The sequence below is a fragment of the Helicobacter suis genome (genome assembly GCF_902196135.1).
In the GTDB taxonomy this organism is placed as follows: Bacteria; Campylobacterota; Campylobacteria; order Campylobacterales; family Helicobacteraceae; genus Helicobacter; species Helicobacter suis_A.
Genome location: NZ_CABIKE010000012.1, coordinates 35,190 through 55,598, shown reverse-complemented (window position 1 = coordinate 55,598; position 20,409 = coordinate 35,190). Strand labels below are relative to the sequence as shown.

The 20,409-nt window shown below is 39.9% G+C and carries 16 protein-coding genes; 9 read left to right on the top strand and 7 right to left on the bottom strand.

The genetic code is table 11. The features are described from left to right. Positions 1–282 precede the first annotated feature (282 nt). Genes G6Q06_RS07170 through G6Q06_RS07160 form a run of 3 tightly spaced genes read left to right on the top strand, consistent with a single transcriptional unit; the run spans position 283 to position 4,829 of the window. On the top strand, positions 283–1,689 hold the full coding sequence (locus G6Q06_RS07170) for a protein kinase domain-containing protein (protein ID WP_240329327.1): 1,407 nt from the start codon (positions 283–285) through the stop codon (positions 1,687–1,689). A gap of 19 nt (positions 1,690–1,708) precedes the next feature. After that, positions 1,709–2,395 carry a vWA domain-containing protein gene (locus G6Q06_RS07165; RefSeq protein WP_163566167.1) on the top strand — a complete coding sequence of 229 codons (687 nt, stop codon included), beginning with the start codon at positions 1,709–1,711 and terminating at the stop codon, positions 2,393–2,395. Positions 2,396–2,405: 10 nt separating this feature from the next. Then, entirely contained in the window at positions 2,406–4,829 is a 2,424-nt protein-coding gene (locus G6Q06_RS07160; protein ID WP_163566166.1) for a protein phosphatase 2C domain-containing protein, read from the top strand. 3 nt (positions 4,830–4,832) lie between these two features. On the opposite strand, the gene G6Q06_RS07155 is transcribed toward G6Q06_RS07160, so the two are convergent. The 4 genes from G6Q06_RS07155 to G6Q06_RS07140 are packed head-to-tail and all read right to left on the bottom strand — an operon-like array spanning position 4,833 to position 9,863. Further along, positions 4,833–7,067 (bottom strand): endonuclease MutS2, encoded by a 2,235-nt coding sequence (locus G6Q06_RS07155; protein ID WP_163566165.1) that lies wholly within the window; start codon positions 7,065–7,067, stop codon positions 4,833–4,835. Then, positions 7,067–7,447 (bottom strand): hypothetical protein, encoded by a 381-nt coding sequence (locus G6Q06_RS07150; RefSeq protein WP_163564820.1) that lies wholly within the window; start codon positions 7,445–7,447, stop codon positions 7,067–7,069. The genes G6Q06_RS07155 and G6Q06_RS07150 overlap by 1 nt, the downstream gene beginning before the upstream one ends. After that, the gene (gene murC / locus G6Q06_RS07145) at positions 7,399–8,736 is read right to left on the bottom strand and encodes a UDP-N-acetylmuramate--L-alanine ligase (protein WP_163566164.1); all 1,338 of its coding nucleotides are present in this window, start codon (positions 8,734–8,736) and stop codon (positions 7,399–7,401) included. Before murC ends, G6Q06_RS07150 begins: the two co-directional genes overlap by 49 nt. Next, positions 8,730–9,863 (bottom strand): succinyldiaminopimelate transaminase, encoded by a 1,134-nt coding sequence (locus tag G6Q06_RS07140; protein WP_163566163.1) that lies wholly within the window; start codon positions 9,861–9,863, stop codon positions 8,730–8,732. Before G6Q06_RS07140 ends, murC begins: the two co-directional genes overlap by 7 nt. 162 nt (positions 9,864–10,025) lie before the next feature. On the opposite strand from G6Q06_RS07140, the gene G6Q06_RS07135 reads away from it, so the two are divergent. Both G6Q06_RS07135 and G6Q06_RS07130 read left to right on the top strand, forming a co-directional pair. Beyond that, positions 10,026–10,469 (top strand): hypothetical protein, encoded by a 444-nt coding sequence (locus tag G6Q06_RS07135; protein WP_163566162.1) that lies wholly within the window; start codon positions 10,026–10,028, stop codon positions 10,467–10,469. Next, positions 10,459–11,712 (top strand): GIY-YIG nuclease family protein, encoded by a 1,254-nt coding sequence (locus G6Q06_RS07130; RefSeq protein WP_205435993.1) that lies wholly within the window; start codon positions 10,459–10,461, stop codon positions 11,710–11,712. The genes G6Q06_RS07135 and G6Q06_RS07130 overlap by 11 nt, the downstream gene beginning before the upstream one ends. Before the next feature lie 17 nt (positions 11,713–11,729). Here the strand turns inward: G6Q06_RS07130 and G6Q06_RS07125 are convergent, their stop codons facing one another. The 3 genes from G6Q06_RS07125 to secA all read right to left on the bottom strand — a co-directional run bounded on the left by G6Q06_RS07125 (position 11,730) and on the right by secA (position 15,885). Beyond that, complete coding sequence (locus G6Q06_RS07125) at positions 11,730–11,975, bottom strand: RNA recognition motif domain-containing protein (protein WP_034375995.1); 246 nt, start codon at positions 11,973–11,975, stop codon at positions 11,730–11,732. A gap of 89 nt (positions 11,976–12,064) precedes the next feature. Further along, positions 12,065–13,297: an ABC transporter permease gene (locus tag G6Q06_RS07120; protein WP_205435991.1), complete on the bottom strand. Its 1,233-nt coding sequence runs from the start codon at positions 13,295–13,297 to the stop codon at positions 12,065–12,067. After that, positions 13,297–15,885, bottom strand: a complete 2,589-nt coding sequence (gene secA, locus G6Q06_RS07115; protein WP_205435990.1) for a preprotein translocase subunit SecA — start codon at positions 15,883–15,885, stop codon at positions 13,297–13,299. The genes G6Q06_RS07120 and secA overlap by 1 nt, the downstream gene beginning before the upstream one ends. A gap of 99 nt (positions 15,886–15,984) precedes the next feature. Here secA and lolA point away from each other — a divergent pair, with 99 nt between their 5' ends. The 4 genes from lolA to trpB all read left to right on the top strand — a co-directional run bounded on the left by lolA (position 15,985) and on the right by trpB (position 20,399). Continuing rightward, entirely contained in the window at positions 15,985–16,503 is a 519-nt protein-coding gene (lolA, locus tag G6Q06_RS07110) for a LolA-like outer membrane lipoprotein chaperone (RefSeq protein ID WP_163566159.1), read from the top strand. Positions 16,504–16,877: 374 nt separating this feature from the next. After that, positions 16,878–17,873: an anthranilate phosphoribosyltransferase gene (trpD, locus tag G6Q06_RS07105; protein WP_163566158.1), complete on the top strand. Its 996-nt coding sequence runs from the start codon at positions 16,878–16,880 to the stop codon at positions 17,871–17,873. After that, positions 17,866–19,224, top strand: coding sequence for a bifunctional indole-3-glycerol-phosphate synthase TrpC/phosphoribosylanthranilate isomerase TrpF (gene trpCF, locus G6Q06_RS07100; protein WP_163566157.1), 1,359 nt, complete (start codon positions 17,866–17,868; stop codon positions 19,222–19,224). The genes trpD and trpCF overlap by 8 nt, the downstream gene beginning before the upstream one ends. Then, positions 19,224–20,399 (top strand): tryptophan synthase subunit beta, encoded by a 1,176-nt coding sequence (trpB, locus tag G6Q06_RS07095; RefSeq protein WP_163566156.1) that lies wholly within the window; start codon positions 19,224–19,226, stop codon positions 20,397–20,399. The genes trpCF and trpB overlap by 1 nt, the downstream gene beginning before the upstream one ends. The last annotated feature ends 10 nt before the right edge of the window (positions 20,400–20,409 follow it).

Sequence of the window (20,409 nt, the reverse complement as noted above, 5' to 3'; positions counted from 1 at the left end):
AAAGACTTTTAAGAGATTTTGAAAGATAAAGTTTTTAGCATGTAAATTTTTTGCACTTCTACAATTGATTCGTATTAGAGCGCCTAAGAATTTTCCATTATTTACTTTATCGTTGCTCATATATGCTACACTTAACCACTTAACCACTTAACCACTTAACCACTTAACCACTTAACCACTTAACCACTTAACCACTTAACCACTTAACCACTTAACCACTTAACCACTTAACCTTAGTGGTTAAGTCCGGAAGTGAAGAGGGGGATATGTAAGGAATGATAGGTGTTTATAAAAAAACCCTTAAAAAACGACGACCTCGAGTCTTTTATGCAAAATTACGAGGTGCTTCTTATAGATCAGACGCTACTTATGGAAAATAAGTTTCACAAGTTTTACACAAAAAAACTGCTACCGGTTTTAAAAAAGATTTCTAAGCAAATCTTTATCCCCGGGGATGTACTACGCCACATCCAAGAGCAAAAGGATCGTAATCCCCTTTATCAGAAGATCTACAAAATGTATTGCAGCATTCAGAAATGGGGCATGCACGCGGTTAGAGAAAAGTTAGAAGATCTTTATAATTCTAAAAAAGCTTTACTGCTTACCAAAAATAACGATCTTGCTAAACGCGTAGCACGCTTAAAAAAGAGTGCTGTTTTAATTTTTGTACCTGAAAAATCCTCATTTTCTTGGTTGCGTTTTAAAAAAGAGGATATCACTAAAGTCAAGCACCAGGTCCACACCACAAAAAACACCCTTTCTATCAGCACCATTCCTCAGCTTAACGATCGCATCAGTTTTGAGGAAAACGGGCAGAGCCACTCTATTACTCTGACAGAGGAGCTTAGTGAGGGGGCCGAAGGCAAAGTTTATAAAACAAATACTCCCATGCTAGCTAAAATCTATCAGAATAAACCCGGTAAGGGTACAAGCGTACCAGACTACATGCCCACCAAATTAAAATTACTGCGCCAGATCAAAACAGGGGCACAAGTGTGCATGCCCACCCATCTTTTAAAGAATCAACAGGGTGAGTTTGTAGGCTTTTTAATGAAACAGGCGCAGGGAAAGGCTTTGCAGTGCATTTTAGGCGGTCCTAAAGACATTAAAGATCACATCCCCACTTGGAAAACTAAAGACCTCATCACGCTTTGCCTAAGTTTTTTAAAAACTATCCAATCCTTACATAGCAAGGACATTATCGTTGGTGATATTAACCCGCATAACCTATTTTTTACACAAAATGCTGAGATGTTTTTTATAGATTGTGATAGCTATCAAATTGAAAAATACCCCTGTCCTGTGGGCACACCAGAATATTTAGACCCCTCATTAATTGGCCAGCAGATGGCAGGGTTTTTACGCAACAAAAGCCATGAGTACTACGCCATCGCTTGCTTGCTATTTGTGGTTTTAACTTTGGGTAGGCACCCTTATGATAGCAAGGGAAGTGAAAGAGATGAGAACATGAAAGCAGGTAGATTTGTCTATCCGCTAGCAAATGGCGATGCTTCCTTAGTACCCAATGAAAAAGCCAAAAAACGATGGGATGCTTTAAACCCTACCCTACAAGAGTACTTCTACCACACCTTTAAAAAAGGAGGCAAATATTATGAACCCAAAAAACGCCTAGCCCCTATCAGGTGGATAAAGGCTTTGCAGTATTTTTTAAGACAACTAAACCCTTAATTTTTAGCAAGGAGAAAACATGAGTGATTTTGATGATGATGAATTAGGCGAAGACACCGGCGATGATTTAGCCGATAACCCTTCTAAACGCGTGCCCGTATGCCTGTGCCTAGATACGAGTAGCTCTATGGATGGACAACCCATTGACGAACTTAACGAGGGGGTGCGGCTCTTTTATGAGGCAATCAATGATGATATGCAGGCTAAACAATGTGCGGATGTGTGTATTGTTACCTTTGGAGATAGTGGGGTACGCGTGGTGCAAGACTTTCAAAGTATCCGCAATGAGAGCGCCCCTCGTTTTAGTGCAGATGGAGGCACGCCTATGGGAGGAGGGGTAACTGAGGCGCTTAATTGTTTGGAGAAACGCAAACAGGAGTATAAGGGTAAGGGAGTGCCTTATTTCCAACCCTGGCTTGTACTCATGACAGATGGACAGCCTACAGATAGCATTGATAGCGCAGCTCAAAAATCTAGCGACATGGCTAAGAACAAAAAACTCTATATCATGCCCATTGTTGTTAGTGGAGGCGATGCAAATACCCTAAGCCGTTTTTCACCTATTAATCCACCTCTTAAACTGCAGGGTCTAAACTTTAGAGAGTTCTTTAAATGGCTCTCTGCTAGCGTCGTTAAAACTTCGCATTCACGCCCGGGTGAAAAGGTGAGTTTGCCTCCTAAGGATGCTTGGGCGGATGTAGATTAAGGGACTTAAAATGGCTAAATGGAAGGCTTTTGGACATGCTTTGCAAGGGCGATCGCACTTGCAAGAAAACCCCCCTATTCCCTGCCAAGATAAATATTGCTTGTCAGATGATCAAGAAGTGTGTGTGATCGCTCTAGCCGATGGGGCGGGCTCTGCAAGATTTTCACACTTTGGGGCAAAAAAGAGCGTAGAAGTAGTTGTACAGGTGCTAGAGCAAAGATTTGATGCCTACTTTGATACAAAGAAGCCTCAAGAGGTGCGCGAGAACATCATAGCACATGTCCTGCAGGCCTTAAATGATCTTGCTAAAACCAAGACAAAAGAATTGTTGCAGGATAGAAGCGATATAGATTTGCTTGTACAAAAGATGTTGCAGGAATTGCGGGCTTTAGAGAGCAGGGCTAAAGGGTTTTTGCTACCACTCCAAGAGGATTTAAAAGATGCAAAAGACTTCTTGAATAAAAGTTATGCAAACACACTTGCAAGCCGGTCTAAAGCCTATCATGGATCTCTTGAATGTGTGAAAAAGAAATTAGAAAGTCTACAAAATTATGCTAAGAATCTGCGCTACTTTGTAGATTTTAAGGACATGGATAGCAGACTAGAAGATTTAAAAAAGGCCATAGAGGCGCTTTATTTAAAACCGCTTTTTAAAAGTGAGGAGGAGATTGACGCGTTTGTAGAAAAAAGCGAGGAGAAGTACAAAAAGATTGACCGTATTCTTGAAAAGCACATCGGGGAGAATAAGGGGGCGTTTGGTGTGTTTTTCAAACAACTTGTTTCCAAAGAAAAACCTGAGGAGGACATTAAAAGAGTGCGGATTAAGATAAAAAGCGCGCTTGCTAATCTGCCAAAGCTTTTTCTATCTGCATCCTTGCCTCCTAAAGCTATTAAGAATCTATCGCTTAGCACTCTAGATCAAGACTTGCAAGGTCGCTTTAAAGCCCTTAGAAAATTTGCCAAAGATAATTTTAACGCCTTTAATGTTTTGATAGATGATTTGCATAAGCACATCACTGGGCTATCCTTTAAGGTGTGGAGTACAGATAACCTTAAAGATTTGCAACAGGAAGTAGACAAAGTACGCGATGCTTCTGCTAAACAGGCAGGAGAAATGAGTAGGTATGAGGAGGAATTAAAAAGGTCTTTTGAAAGCCAAAAGGAGGGCTGGCTTAGAGAGATTAAACAATTTAGAGAGGATCGCCAGAATTTAGAGGGGCGTTTTAAGGCTATTGATAAGGAGAGCCACAGGATTTTAGATGATTTAGTGCATGCGGGGAAAAAAATTTGTGAGTCTCTCCTACAAGAACAAAGCCCCCTTTGCTATAAAGAACTTTTACAAGTTTTATACAAAATAGAGCAAGAGAATCTCCCTACTCTCTTTGCAAATTTTGATAAGCAGGTGAATTTGAGTCAAGCCCTCCATAGAGATTTAAAAGACTTGCGCCAAAATCTGGGCATCACTCTCCAACCCTCTTCTGAGAAGAGTTTACTAATCTCGTTACCCACCTCTGAGCTTTTGAAGGCTGTGCAAACTCTTAGAGAGATTAAAAAAGAGTTAGAGAGTATTAAAGAGAAGCAACAAAAATTAGAAGATTTGCAGAACAGGGTTAAATCTCTAAGCGCCTCTTTAGAGGGAAGTTTAAAAAATGTAGCTGTGCAGAGTTGCAAACTACAAGAGGAGATTAAGAAATGGAGTCAATCCTACAATCTTAAGGATCTACAAAACATCCAAACAGCCTCTTTAGATAAAAGTTTAGAGCAGATCAATGAGACACTCAAACAGGAAATACATTTAACCAAAGAGGCGCAAAATCTTTTCCAAAGAAGCTTTAAAACTACCCCCTCTTTTTTAGGGGTTTCACAGCATTTAAAATCCCTGCAGGATTGTCTCCAAAAGAAAACCTGCGAACTTAAAGACCTTGCCTCTACTTTACTGGCTGTGGCTGTTAGGGGCGATGACTATCTGTGGATGCGTCTTGGCGATGGGGAGCTTGGGGTTTTAATGGGGAGTGAACTTAAAGCAATCGGGCATGCAGGAGATGGGGAATTTAGCAATGAAACCACCTTTGTTACCTCTAAAGATGCAGTCTTATATATGCTCATTGGCAAGGGGAATTTGCGCGATAAAAACATACAAGGTTTTGTACTCATGTCTGATGGGAGCGCTGAATCTTTTTATGATAATCGCAAAAAAAAGCTTGTGGATAAGCTACGATCCTATATGCGGGTGGGTTGTGTACCTGGCATAGATTTAAAAATGCAAACGGCCCTAGAGCAACTCATGGAGCGTGTGCGCCAAAAGACCTTTGATGATTGTAGCATCGCCATGCTCTTAAAACAGAACTTGGATACAAAGCAACTAAATGAGAAAGAGCAAGAACTTTATGGCCAAGTGCGCGCTATAAAACTAGATCAAATCCCCACACCTTAAAATTTAAATCCTTACAATCTGTGCTCCAGAGCCCCCTAATTTTAAAGGAGCATCGCAAAAGTCTAGTACTTTAGGGTGGTTTTTAAGCCAGAGTCTGATGGCTTGGCGTAAAATGCCCTTGCCTTTTCCATGGATAATCACAACCTCATTAAAGCCCGCTAAAAGCGCGTTAGATAAAAACCCTTGTACCTCTTCTAAAGCCTCTTGTACATCTAATCCACACACATCTAAATGCATGTTAGCCTGTGCTTTTGGTTTAATCTCTAATTTAACTTGGGGTTGTTTGCTCGTTTGGTTAGTAGCAATTTGTAAATCTGTGCCTCTTGCCTTGATTTTAAGCCCATTATCCAAAGCCACCACAAACAAATCCCCATTTTTAGCGATGATACGCCCTCTTTCTTTGCTACTAGCTTTTTTATAAACTACCAGTGTACCTAATTCTATAGATGTGGGTTTATTAGGTTCTTTAGGCGTTTTATCTAGGTCTTTTTTTAAATCCAGTTGGATAGCTTGGATATTTTGGTGGGCTTGGCTTTTATTGTGGGATTGTTGGAAGTTCTTTAAAGCCTCTTGCAACTCTCTTAACGCCTTGTAATAGCTTTTCTCTAAAGTATTTTGTTTCTTTTGTTGCTGCTCCTCTAGTTTTTTTAGTTTCTCTAAACCCTCTTGTTCTAGATTTTCTAGGGCTTGACTGCGTTCTTGTAAACGCATGCGCTCTAAGTTTAATTCTTGTTCAAGGGCGCTTGTTCTTTCAATCAAGGCACTTAGATTTTCTTGATCCTGCCCATAGAGATGTCTAGCCATTTGCACTAAATTTAAAGGTATCCCATATCTTAAAGCGCTTTCAAACGCATAACTTTTACCGATAAGTCCGGGAGTAAAAGTATAAGTAGGCATTTGCTTTTCTAGATCATAATTAGCTGCTAAGAGTTGTACGGCTGGATTTTTGGCTAATAACATGGCTAAATGTTTATGGTGTGTGGTTATGACAACCTTTGCATTCTTTTCTACTAAGTGCTCTAAAAGCACCTTATACAAACAACTTGCCTCAGCCGCATCTGTGCCTAATTCAATCTCATCAACCCCTAGTAAAAGATCAGATTTATCTAAAACTTGGCCAAAATCTAACATGCGCCCGGCAAAAGTAGAAATATCATTTTTACTATTCTGTGGATCGCTAATAATGGCGTGGATATTTTCTATATAAGGGACATGGGAGTGGTGCGGGTTTATTTTAAAGGGTAAAAAGTGTTTGGCTAAAAACACGGCGCTTAAAATGGATTTAAGTAGCATCGTCTTACCCCCCGTGTTAACACCTGTGATCAGTAAAAGTTTTTTATCAAAATGCAAAGAAATAGGCTTAGGGTTTTTAAGATTAGGGTGGGCAAAGTCTTTTAAAATAAGAACACCTTCTAAATTAGGCTTAATAAAAGAAAGATTTTCAGCCTTAGCAAAGAGTACCCGGGCTTGTAAGTGATCTAGATAATCAAACTGGCGATCTAGGAAGCGTAAAAATAAAAAATGGGGGTGTAAAATTTGAGTCCAATGGGTACAAATTCGCCCAATGCACAGTTCAATTTCTAATTGCTTTTCTTGGATTTTATGGGCGAGATTTTTAGACTCCAAAGGCTGGATATAAAACTGCCCGCTATGCGATCGTTGCACCACCACCCCTTTAAGCGCATGTGAAAAACCGGGCTTAAGTAAGAGAGTTTCTAACCCTTGTATGAAATGAACCTGTCTATCCACTAAATAGGGGTCTAAAACACTTTGGCTTAAAATTTGGCTAAAAACCTGCTGTTGTGCGCGCTTGAGTCGCTCTAAACTCTCTAATAAAGCGTCTAAATCGCTATAAAACCCTGTTTTAAAAGCGGGGGTATCTGCCATTTGTTTTTCTAAATCTAAAAGGGGAGGGGGAATCTGGATATTTTGGATGTAATCAAAAAGATAGGGCTGTACTTTAGAATCGGTGTTTTTTTTAAAAGCTAGTAAATAGCGAGTCATCTGGGTAAATGCAAACAAGGTTTCAAGTTGCAACACCCCGCCTTTTTTAAAGGATTTTAAAGCCTCTTGTAAAAAAATGACCGCTGGAGGGGGATTTATTTGGAGTGTTTCTAATTCTCTTAGGTGTTCCCAAATATGGGGGTTTGTGCTAGCAAGGGCAAAGTCTTTAGGGCGTGCTAAAAAACTCTTGAAACGCTCTAAAAACCCTTCTAAATCTAGCTGTAGGGGCAACATTAAAGAATTTTACAAGTCCGTAGTTGCACTAGTACCCCTTGCATAGAAGTGTTTTGTTTGCCTAGAAAACTTAGCGTTTTTCTTACTAAACTAAAGGTTTTAGAGTTGACTTTAACACCCTTGCACTCTAATTCATCTCCACGTAAAAATGCCTTTTCTAATGCCATGTGGGTTTGATTAATCCGGTCTTGCTTGTAAGTATAAACACCCAAAGCCCCCCCCAAAGCCATTAAAAAGATCAAAACAACTAGTTTTTGTAAAATCCCTTTGGCAAAAAAATCTTTGAGTAAGAACAATAAAAGTATGAGTACTAATAAAAGAATAATCCATGCTAGCAAAATACGCCTCTGAGTTGATCGGTAATATCTCCGGCTCCAAATCCAATCACTAGGCCTCTTTTAAGAGTACGGATTTTGTATTCGCCTACAAAGAAATCTAACCCCTCTGCTGTACGCCAGATTCGATCAATAAAAGTGGGTTGTAGGTGTTTAAAGAGATTAGGCATATCCACCTCACGGGGTTTTTCACCGGCTCTATAAACGGGCAAAATATAAAGATCGCGGATAATGGGGTGTTTGAAGCACTCTTGAAACCCCTCTAAATTATCTAGTAGGCGCGAAAATTTATGGGGCTGCCAAATCACTAGAGCATCTGACATTCCTTTTAAATCTGCATAGGTTTGTAAGGCCTCTAAAGTGGCGCTAATTTCTGTAGGGTGGTGGGCATAATCATCAATGATGATAAGTTCTGTTTTTTGCAAAATATCAAAGCGTTTTTTAATCCCTTTAAAATCCAAAAGATTTTGGCGCAAAGTTTCTAAGGGGAGTTCATCTAAAGCAGCCAAAATTGCCAAAGCCGCATTAGTAGCGGTGTGTACCCCTAGTCCCCACACTTCAAAAAACCCTAAATCTTTGAATTTAAAACGCGTATAAGGCTCTTCATCTCTTAAAAAATAGCTAATTTCTGAAATATCTTGATTAGGATAAAGTCGCTTGGCTTTTAAATTTAAAGTATTTAAGAAGGGATCATTAGCATTAATCACGCGCTTTTTACCTAATGCTAAAAACTCCTGATAGGCCGCATAAAAAGCCTCTAAATTGTAATCATACCCATCTAAATGTTCTACCTCTGCATTAGTTACAATAGAATAATAAGGATTGGAATGTAAAAAGCTCTGATCGGATTCATCGGCCTCAAAAACTAAGCTATGGCTATGGCTTTCTTTGACATTTGATCCAAAAGCCTTACTAGTTGCTCCAATAATAGCTCCAAAGTGGGGCAAAAGCGCGCTTAACATCGCGCTTGTACTGCTTTTTCCATGCGCGCCGCATACGCTAAAAACCCGCTTATCCCCTAAAATATACTCCAAAGCTCTTTTGCGCGATAAAATGATGCAATTTTTTTCCATAGCAGCCACAATTTCTACATTCTCAGCTTTAATAATGGCAGAGTGTACCACCACTTCTTGATCGTCAAGGGCGTCTTTATTATGCGGGATAGTAATAGGGATATTTAAACTTCTTAAATAGCGCGTAATAGAGCTCTCTACAATATCTGATCCGCTTACAATTGCCCCCTGCGCTTTTAAATATTTGGCTAACCCTGAAATGCCAATCCCACCAATGCCAATAAAATGGATTTTATAGGTGTGGATAGGCCGTTTTAGCATAAAGAAAGCTTATAAGAATCTAAGGCATTTTTCAGGCATTCTAAGGCGGGTTTTAAAACTTCAGGGGTTTGAACTAAAGCAATGCGCACAAAATCCCTAGTGTGTGGGCTTTTTAAATAGCCTAGAAAATCTCCGGGCAAAACTTTTAGCCCGGTTTGTTCGTATAAATAGCGGGTAAATTTTTGTCCATCTGACACTTCTAGCCACACATAAAAGCTAGTAGGAAAGATAGGGATTTGTAAAATCTCTTGGGCAAGTTTTAAATTGGTTGCATAGATTTCATGGATATTTTGTTGCGCACTGCTATCTAGCCACCCTGCAGCGCTAGCATACTGGAGTGGTAAAGGGATAGCACACCCACTATATGATCGAAAAATCTGATAAGCCGCAAGAATGCTTGCATCTCCGGCAATATAACCGCTACGCAATCCCGGGGCACTTAAAGATTTAGAAATAGAATTAACCGCTAAGACATTTTTAAACTCAGAATTACCCACAAGTTTACAGGCCTCTAAAATGGAGGGCGGGGGGGTGGTGCTATAAATATTGCAATAACATTCATCATTGAGTAAGACAAAATCCTCTTCAAGGGCGCGTAAGACCCAAGTTTTAAGCTCCTCTAAATCTAGAGTGCGCCCGGTGGGGTTGTTTGGAGAATTTAGAATCACTAAATTAGGTTTAGCCCCTTCAGGCAAAAGAGGGGTAAAATTATTCTCTTTAGAAAGATCCATAAAAATCACTTCTGCCCTAGCCACTCTAGCGCTAGCTAAATAAACCTGATAGGAGGGGTTAGAAAAGGCTATTTTGGGGGAATGTTTGCCATGCAAGTAAAAAAGGGGGAAATTAAAAAGCACCTCTTTAGAACCAAGTGTGGGTATGATCTGCCACTCTTGTAAGTCCAATCCAAAACGCCTTTTAATAAAACTAAGCTGTGCCTCTTTTAAAAAATGCGTACCCATACTTCTAGGATAAAAGCGCAACGCATCGGTGTGTTCTTTTAAGGCTTTTTGGATAGAAAAAGGGGTGTCAAACTGGGGTTCACCAATGGAAAAGTCTAAAGGCTCAGTTATAGGAGCAACATCTCCTAACAAGGCATTCAACCGCTCAAATGGGTAGGGCTCAAACATAACAACCTCCGCTAAAAAAGGCCATTATACCTAAATTCCCTATTCTTGGATCGTTTGGCCTGAGCTTGGTTTTTGTGTTTTTGTGGCTGGGGGCTTGTTTGGCTTATAAAAAGGGGGGGCTTTGTAGCCACAACCGGTTAATAAACATGCTAAAATAAACAGATGAAAGATGCGCAAAGTATCCTCTCCTCCATTCTACAAGCGCCTTATCTCAAACCTCTTAAAATGCGCTTGGAGTTGGATAAATTAAAATTATTTCTCCCACCAGCTGTGAGTATGGGGTTAGTCTCTATTGTAATGAAAAATTCTAAACTCTTGCTTGTGTTTAAACACCCTAGTACACGCTATTATTTTCAGGCAAACTACCAAGAATTTAGCCAAATTTTATTACAGGCCATTAAGCAATTAAAGATTGAAGTACCGCCTAATTTGCAAATACAAACTTATATACCCTGCCGTATCGCTCAAAACTTTGAGAGTAAAGCGCCTAAAGCCACTTACTCGGAGCGATCTAAAGGGCACTTTATTAACCATGCAACAGATCCAGAAATCCACGCGGTGTTTGAGTTGATTCGCACCTGTGTTAAGCATAACAATGGATGTTAAGATTCTTGTTAATCTGCCCACTCATAGCGGCATTTATCTGTATTTTGATACTAAGCATAGATTGCTTTATGTGGGAAAAGCTAAGAATTTACAAAAACGCATTTTAAGCTATTTTAAAATCAAAGACGGGCAGGTTTTGCCTAACCCTAAAAATAGTTTGCGCGTACAACACATGGTAGCCCAAATTGCTAGTATTCAAACACAATTTGCAGCCAATGAAGAAGAAGCACTTCTCTTAGAAAACCAGATGATTAAAACTCATCAGCCCAAGTATAATATTTTGCTCAAAGATGATAAAACCTACCCTTATATTTGTGTGGATCTAACCAAACCCTATCCTTTTTTTGCATTAGCCCGTAAAATCAAGCCCGGTGAGACCGGCTTTGGTCCTTTTAGTAGCGGAGCCAGAGATATTTTAGAAAGCCTACTTGAATTTGTACCTTTAGTGCAAAGTAAAACATGTTTACAGGGCAAAAAGGCCTGTATTTTTTATGAAATGCGCCGTTGTAAAGCGCCTTGTGAGGGTAAAATCACTGAACAAGATTATGCCTTACTCGTTGAGCAAGCTTTAGCCTTATTAGCCGATAAAAGTAAGCTTGTGGCTTTAATAGAACAGCGCATGCGCACACTGGCTTTACAAGAGCGTTTTGAAGAGGCAGCGATCTATCGCGATCATTTACAAAAAATCCAAGCCCTTTTAAAGCGATCAGAGCAATCTAATGAAAAACTAATCCATGCCCTGCAAACACTCTTTAAGCTACAAAAACTCCCCCAAAGAATTGAAATTTTTGATGCTAGCCACCACGCACAAACCCATTGCGTGGGGGGTATGGTGGTGTTTTCTCATGGAAAATGGCTTAAAAATGCTTACCGGCGTTATTTATTGCAAGGCAAAGATGAGTACGCGCAAATGCGTGAAATGCTAGAAAGGCGGCTAAAAAATCTAAAAGAAATACCAGATTTATGGCTCTTAGATGGAGGCAGAGCACAGGTGTGTTTGGCTGAGGATATTTTAAAAGCCACCGGGTTTGATATTAAAGTTTTAGGGATTGCTAAGGCTAAAGTGCGGGGAAAAGCCAAACGCGCTAGAGGAGATGTGGAGGATGTAATATACGAGTCTAATCAGACATGGCATCTTAAAGCACAGGATTCATGCTTGCAATTCTTACAAAAACTCAGAGACGAAGCCCACCGCTTTGCTATCTCTTATCACCGGTTAAGAAAACTCAAAGCGCTGGTCTAATGTTTAAAGTTAAGCGCCTACTTTCTAGGGTTAGCCTCAGTAACGCGGATAGTGCGCCCCATAAAATCAGTGTTATCTAGACTAGAGATTGCCTTTTGTGCCCCTTCATCTTCCATTTCCACAAATCCAAAACCCTTAGGTCTTTTAGTCTCTCGATCCTGGATCAACTTCACCGAATTGACAGCGCCAAATTGGCTAAACAATTCCTCAACATCTTGGTTTGTAGCGCTATAAACCAAATTTCCGACATAAATGTTTTTCAAAATCCTTCTCCATGGCTAATCTTGAACTAAAGAATAAACTAAAGGCAGTCTGATCTTACTGCAAAATAATTTAAAAGAGACTGAAAAACCTATTCATTACGCAAAATCGCTAATACATTAACACCTGAAGCCTTGAGGGCGGGATAGTAAGAGGAGAGCGCTACGATCATTAATGCCCCAAGCACAGTACCTAAAAAATCCCCCATAGAAAGATCTAAGGGTAATCTATCCATGCCATAAACATCTGCGGGCAGAGAAATAATAGGGAAAGTTTTTAAAATCCATAGCACCAAAAAAGCTAGAAGAATTCCTAAAACAATCCCCCCCATACCAATCACAGCCCCTAAACTAAAAAAGGCTTTTTTAATTTCTTGTTTTGTCGCGCCTAAACTAAGTAATAGCGCAATTTCTTTGCGGCGATTCATCACCACCATGAGTAAAGAACTGATGATATTAAGAGAGGCCATTAAAATAATGAGCATTAAAACGATAAAAAGCGCGCGTTTTTCCAAAGCCATAGCCGAGAAAAAGTTCCCATTTTGTTGCCACCACCCTTCAATCCCCACTCCATTATTAGGGATAGTCTTTAAAGCTTGTTTGATTCTCTCTAAATCCTTCATCGCATCTTTAGAATACACATGCACCCCGTCATAAATCCCCTCTGGCAAATCTCTAATAGCGCGCAAAGCTTGAATATTGGTATAAAGATAGCTCCCATCATAGGCTTTTAAGCCCGATTCAAAATACCCTTGCAAATTAAAGCGTTTCATGGTGGGGGAGAGTACAAAGCCGGTGGGTTCTAGCTTAGTGAAAAATAAATCAATTTTGTGGGCTTCTGCTAGCATTAGAGATTCTTTAAAACCCTTGCCAGCTACCAAATTAAAAGGGTTTTGCATGAAAGTTTTTACATTTCCCTCTAATCCCTTTTTAAGGATATGATTAATCCGCACCTCTTGTTTGATATTAACCCCAAAGAGCATACCCCCGCTTAACATCCCATTAAAACGCGCCATGACTTGGGCTTGTAAAAAGGGGCTAAAGATAAGATGAGGGAAGCGTTTTTCTAAAGCAATCACGGTTTTTTGATCAATTCCATAGTAGCTAGTGGCATAAAGGGTAAGAGGATAATTCATAACAAAGAGCTTATTTTCAAATTCCTTACCCATGCCATTCATAATAGCCATAGCCACAATTAAAACCATCACCCCCACCCCCACCCCTAAAAACGCCAAAAGCGCAGTGATGCTAATAAAGGGCTGAGTCTTATCAAAACGCAAATAACGGCGGACTAAAAATACCGCTAAGGAAGAGGATTTAAACATCAACGGGGCTTATTTTGTGGGGCAAAGATTCCTTTTTTAGGGCCACTTTTAGCATGGCAGTGTTTATATTTCTTGCCACTCCCACAAAAACACGGAGCGTTACGCGTCATGGTTTTACCCCGTTTAGGTTCTGTTTCCCAGTTATTTAATCCTAGTTCAATATTTTGGTTATTAAAACTTAAATCCGTTTGTGATTCTTCTAAGCCACTTAAAAGTTGTTGGGTTTGATCGGGTGCATCCGCCACCAACTCAAGTTTGTGAAAAGTTTTGATAGCCTCTAGCTTAATTGAATCAATGAGCTCTAAAAAGAGATTGTAACTTTCTTTTTTATACTCCACTAAAGGGTCTTTTTGGTTATAACCTCTTAGCCCAATACCGGTTTTAAGATTATCCATTGTGTAGAGATGTTCGCGCCAAGCTTGATCTAAAATCTGTAAATACACGATTCGCTCGATTTTATTTTGATCCTCCATATGCGCCATTTTAGCGTTATATTGCGCCTCTAAAGCCTCTAAAATAAAATTTTCTACAGAAGTTAAATCTCTTTGCTCTAATGCATTAAAATCTAGGTGTAAATTAAATTCTTCTTGCAAATTTTGGGCCACATGGACTAAATCCTCATCTTGAAAATCCTGTTCTTTAAAAGCCTGATTTGTTTCTAAAATACGGCCTATGGCGTATTGGCGGTTTTCTGCAATGCGCGCGCCAATATCATAGCCATCATCTAATAATTCGTTTCTAAATTTATACACCGTCTTTCTTTGCTCATTGGCCACATCATCGTATTCTAAAAGGTGTTTGCGGCTTTCAAAATGCAGGGCTTCTACTTTTTTCTGTGCATTTTCTACTGAACGGGTAACTAGTTTAGATTCAATATACTCCCCATCTTGTAGCCCTAATTTTTCCATCACCCCCTTAATGCGCTCACTCCCAAAGATACGCAACAAACTATCCTCTAAACTCAAATAAAACTGACTTACCCCCGGATCTCCTTGCCGCCCGCTCCGGCCTCTTAATTGGTTATCAATGCGTCTACTCTCATGGCGCTCCGTGCCAATGATATAAAGACCGCCTAAATCCTTGACTTCTTGGCCAAGTTTAATATCCACCCCACGACCGGCCATATTAGTTGCAATGGTAACCGCTCCTTTTAGTCCGGCATCTTTAATAATTTCAGCCTCTCTAGTGTGTTGTTTGGCATTTAGCACGGTATGAGCAATGCGCTCTTTTTGTAATAAAGCATGCAAAGCCTCACTTTTTTGGATACTAGCCGTCCCTACAAGTACGGGTTGGCCTATGGCGTGTAATTCTTTAATCTTAGCCACCACCGCCTCAAATTTTTCTCTTTCGCTTTTATAAATCAGATCGTTAAGGTCTTTGCGCTGGATAGGTAAATTAGTAGGGATAGACACAACTTCTAAATGATAAATTTCTAAAAACTCTGTAGCCTCTGTTTGGGCTGTGCCGGTCATGCCAGAGAGTTTTTCATAAAGTCTAAAGTAATTTTGAAAGGTAATATCAGCTAGGGTTTGGCTCTCCTCTTTAATCCCAACTTTTTCTTTTGCCTCCAAAGCTTGGTGTAACCCCTCACTAAAACGCCGCCCCTCGCTTAAGCGCCCGGTAAATTCATCAACAATTACCACTTCCCCATTGGCCACAACATAATCTTTATCCCGCGCAAAAAGATAATGCGCCTTGAGTGCTTGATCTAAATGGTGGGAGAGAATGGCATTTTCTAAACTATACAGATTATCCACACCAAAGAGTTCTTCGGCCTTTTTAATCCCTTTTTCAGTGATTAAAATAACGCGGTTTTTCTCATCAATATTAAAATCTTCCTCCACTTTCATGCGTTTGGCTACTTGATCAGCCCGTTCATAATTTTCCATGCGTTTATTAACCGGACCGGAGATAATTAAAGGTGTACGCGCCTCATCAATTAAAATTGAATCTACCTCATCTACAATAGCAAAAGCATGTTCTTTTTGCACCTTTTGATCTAGGGAGTATTTCATGTTATCGCGCAAGTAGTCAAAGCCAAATTCATTATTCGTGCCATACACAACATCGCAGGCATACACCCCCAAACGCGCCTCGTCATCTACTTCTCCGGTTACCACACCCACGCTATAACCTAGAAAATTATAAAGAGGCTCCATTTCTTTAGCATCGCGCTGGGCTAGATAATCATTTACCGTAACTACATGCACGCTATGCCCATTTAAAGCATTAAGGGCTACGGCCAAAGTGGCCACCAAAGTTTTACCCTCTCCGGTTTTCATCTCAGCAATCTTGCCTTCATGTAAAACCATGCCCCCAATGAGCTGGACATCAAAATGGCGCAGGCCAAGCGTGCGTTTAGAAGCCTCTCTAGTGATAGCAAAACTTTCAGCCAACACCTCATCTAAGCCTTTTTCATGGCTTTGGACTTGTACTTTTAAATGATCAAAACGCGCCTGTAACTCTGCATCGCTTAGGGCTGTCATTTCTGGCTCTAAAGCATTGATCGCGACCACGCGTTTTTTATAATTCTTGATCGCCCGTTGGTTTCTAGTGCCAATGATTTTACTGAGCATGGCTTTAATCATATTTATCCTTTAAGCTCAAGGATACTTGAATTATGTTGCATTGGATCGGATTTTAACAAAATCTTGTAGAATTCCCAATAAAATATAAAAAGGATAAACATGCGTTGGTGTATTTTTCTATTTTCTTTACATTTTTTGGTGGCTGCGCCCTTGCAATTTACAACTCTCAGCGCGCATTTTAAACAAGAAATTTTAGGCAAAAAACCCTCCCCGATCAACCCGGTTTATGAAGGTGAGGTTTTAGCTAAAGCCCCTTTTTATGCTAAATGGGTTTATAACAAGCCTACCCCTAAAGAGGTGTATATGCAAAATAAGCAGGTGATTATTTATGAACCTAAGCTATTGCAAGCCACCTTTAGTAAACTGACTAAAGACCTTAATTTTTTTGCTATTTTGCAAAAGGCTAAGTTACAAAAAGATGGCCACTATAAAGCTAATATTAACCAAACCACTTATTACCTCACTTTAAAAAAAGGGTTACCCGTTCAGTTAGATTTTATTGATAAACTCCAAGAGAAGGTACGCATTACTTTTAGCGATGTCCGGACTAATATCCCTTTGGGGGCTGCTTTATTTGAATTTAATCCCCCAAAAGGCGTTGATATTATCAGGCAATAAGGGTATTTTAAGGAATTTTTTGCTAAGTAGCGCATGCCTTTAAAAAATAAATGGTTTAGGCCGTGAAAGTGAGGTTTTTGGTTCATGAATTTGCAAGGAGAAGATAGGCTTATTCAAATTAAAGCACTTCGCCAGAGATTGCACGCTCTACGAACCGAATATGAGGTTGCTAAAGGTAGGTTAGAGGCACTCAAATACAGGTGTGCACAGTTAGAAGAATTATGCGGGTGCGCAGATAGTGCATCTGATGATTTAGAAGCAGATGAGGAGAAGAGGTGCTGTTAGTAGGGCGTAGTTAAGCGCTGTTTTGGGTGGGGGTGTGTTGTTGCTGGTTCGGTCTTTTTTGTTATAATGGCTTAAAAACCGGTAAGCCAATGTATCTTGACACTTTAAACCACCTATGCGCTAGACAGGATTTAAATTTTTTACAAATAGAGGCACTTTTCAAGGCGATTGTAGAAGATCGTTTAAATGAAATTGAACTAAGCGCCCTTTTAATTGCGCTTAAATGCAAAGGAGAAAGCCCTTTAGAGATTGCTAATGCGGCTAAAACTTTGCTAGTGGAGTGCTCACTACAGGGTAATTGGGTGGATAATTGTGGCACGGGCGGAGATGGGATTAAAAGCATTAATATTAGCACTATTAGCGCTTTAGTGTGTGCCTCTTTAGGTGTTAAAATGGCTAAAGCGGGCAATTATAGCGCTAGTGGAAGCGGGAGTGCAGATTTACTCCAATGCTTAGGGCTAGATCTCTTAATGCCACAAGAGCGCCTTGCTATCAGTCTAAATCAAACTAATTTTGCTTTTCTCTTTGCACCCCTTTATTACCCTAGCTTTGCTAAAGTGGCAAAACTTAGACGCATCTTACAAACCCGCACTATTTTTAATTTACTAGGGCCTTTGCTTAACCCTTTAAGACCGACTATCCAGCTATTAGGCGTTTATGATGCAAAACTTTGTTATCCTTTAGCTTTAGCTTTACAAGAATTAGGGGTAAAAAGAGCTATGGTGGTGCATGGATCTGCTACAGATGAGGTGGCTTTACACGGGAAAACCTTTGTGTGTGAGTTAAAAGAAAGAGAAATAACACAATACGATCTATACCCGGCAGATTTTGGGCTTAAAAGTTATCCATTAGATGCGATTAAAAGTACGGGTTTAAAACAAAATGTACAAGTTTGCCTAAATATTTTACAAGGCAAGGGCATAGAGGCACATAAAGCCAGTATTGCGGCCAATAGCGCCTGCGTGCTTTATTTAACCGGTAGGGTAAGTGATCTTAAAGAAGGGGTAAAGATGGCTCAGGATTGTATGCAGAGTCAAAAAGCCTATGAAAATTTAGAGAGGATTGTTAAAATTAGCCATGCATGATTTTTTAACAACCATGTTAGAACATAAAAAATTAGAGGTGCAGTCTCTTAAAAACCGCTATCTTATTCCAGAGGCGCTTAAGAATAGTACGCGAGATTTTTCACAAGCACTAGAAGAGAGGCGCACTAGTTTTATTTTAGAGTGCAAACAAGCCTCCCCTTCTAAGGGTTTAATTAGAAGCCATTTTGATTTACTTAGAATTGCTAGCGTATATGAAAAATACGCCACTTGTATTTCTGTGCTCACTGATGAAAAGTATTTTCAAGGTTCTCATAACGATTTACAGATCATAGCCTCTAATACCAGTAAACCCATTTTATGTAAAGATTTCATTATTGATCCCTTCCAAGTGCGCTTAGCCCGTTTTATGGGTGCAGATGCGATTTTATTAATGCTTAGTATTTTAGATGATGCGACCTACACTAAGTTAGCCACTTTAGCTAAATCTTTACAAATGGCGGTTTTAACAGAAGTGCATAACCAAGAGGAAGTACAAAGAGCTTTACACTTGGGCGCGTCTATTTTAGGGATTAATAACCGCAATTTAAAAACACTCAAAGTTGATTTACACACCACCCTAGAGCTACGCCCTCTAATCCCGGATGATAAAATCATCATTAGCGAATCAGGGATAATAAGCCATGCTGATGTTAAAAAACTCTGTGGGCATGTACATGGCCTTTTAGTTGGGAGTTCTTTAATGTCTCAGAAAAATCTCAACAAAGCCTGTAAAAAACTCATCTTAGGGGAAAATAAAGTTTGTGGCCTTAAGCGGGTGAAAGATGCTAGGGCTGTTTTTAAGCACGGGTTTATTTATGGCGGCTTAATTTTTGATCCAGAATCCCCGCGCTGTATTTCTCTTAAAAAAGCGACCAAATTGATTAAAAAAGTGCCTAAACTAGACTTTGTGGGGGTATTTGTCAAAGCAGATATTAAAACCATTATCCAATATGCATGCCAACTGCGCTTAAAAGCCATACAGCTACATGGAAACTACACCTCTAAACAAATTGCGCTTTTAAAACAAGCCCTCTCTTGTGCGATCTGGCAGGTAGAGCGCGTTGATGTAAATGCGTCTAAATTGAGCGCTCACACTTTACACGCAGATTTAATTTTGTATGATAGCAAGGGTGCTAGAGCTGGGGGTAATAGCGTGGCTTTTTCTTGGGAAATTCTAAGCGGATTATCCCATCCTTTTATGCTAGCTGGAGGGTTAAATGCTAGTAATTTACAAAGAGCCATTAGTACAGGCGCACTAGGTTTAGATATTAATTCAGGTGTGGAAAATACACCGGGTAAAAAGAATAAACAAAAGATCGCACAAATTGCAAAAATGTTACGGGAGTATTGATGGATCGTTATTTTGGAGAATTTGGAGGATGCTTTGTTCCTGAGGTTTTGATGCCTGCTTTAGAACAACTCCAAGAGGCCTTTGAGGCGTGTTTGCATGATGTGGATTTTCAAGCTGAGTTTAGCCGGTTATTAAAGGATTTTGTAGGTCGCCCTAGCCCCTTAACTCTGGTGCAAAATGTGGTACAAAACCCCAAAGTCAAACTTTATTTAAAACGCGAAGATTTAATCCATGGGGGGGCGCATAAAACCAACCAAGCCATTGGCCAAGCGCTTTTGGCTAAAAAAATGGGTAAAAAACGCATCATTGCTGAAACGGGTGCAGGCCAACATGGAGTGGCAAGTGCTATTGCCTGCGCGCTTTTAGGGTTAGAATGCGTGATTTACATGGGAGAGAAAGATATACAAAGACAAGAACCTAATGTCTTTCGCATGCGTTTAATGGGAGCTGAGGTGATTAGCGTAAAAAGCGGATCGGCTAGTTTAAAAGATGCAATCAATGAAGCCCTTAGAGATTGGGCTAGTTCTTATAGCACTAGCCATTATTTATTAGGCACGGTGGCTGGCCCTCATCCTTATCCGCAAATGGTTAAGCATTTCCAACGCGTGATAGGCATAGAGAGCAGAGCCCAGATTTTAGAAAAAGAGGGGCGATTACCTGATTATGTAATTGCTTGTGTGGGAGGGGGGTCTAATGCTATGGGGATCTTTTCTGGCTTTTTAGAAGATGAAAAAGTAAAGTTAATTGGGGTAGAACCAGCGGGGTTAGGTTTAGAGACTAATAAACATGGGGCGGTTTTATGTAAGGGAAGTGTAGGGATTTTACATGGCAGTAAAACTTATATTTTACAAGATAGTCAAGGGCAGATTTGTGAGAGTCATAGCCTTTCTGCTGGATTAGATTATCCAGGGGTAGGTCCTGAGCACAGTTATTTAAAAACAACAGGGCGTGCGCGCTATGTCGCTATTAGCGATCAAGAGGCTTTAAAAGCTTTTGTAGAGCTTTGCAAAACTGAGGGGATTATCCCTGCACTTGAAAGTGCCCATGCTTTAGCTTATGCTTTAAAGATAGCGCAAAATTGTACACAAGAGACACTCATGGTGGTTAATTTAAGTGGGAGGGGCGATAAAGATTTAGTGAGTGTACAAAAAGCATTAAAAACGCTTGAGAGTTAAAATGACAATT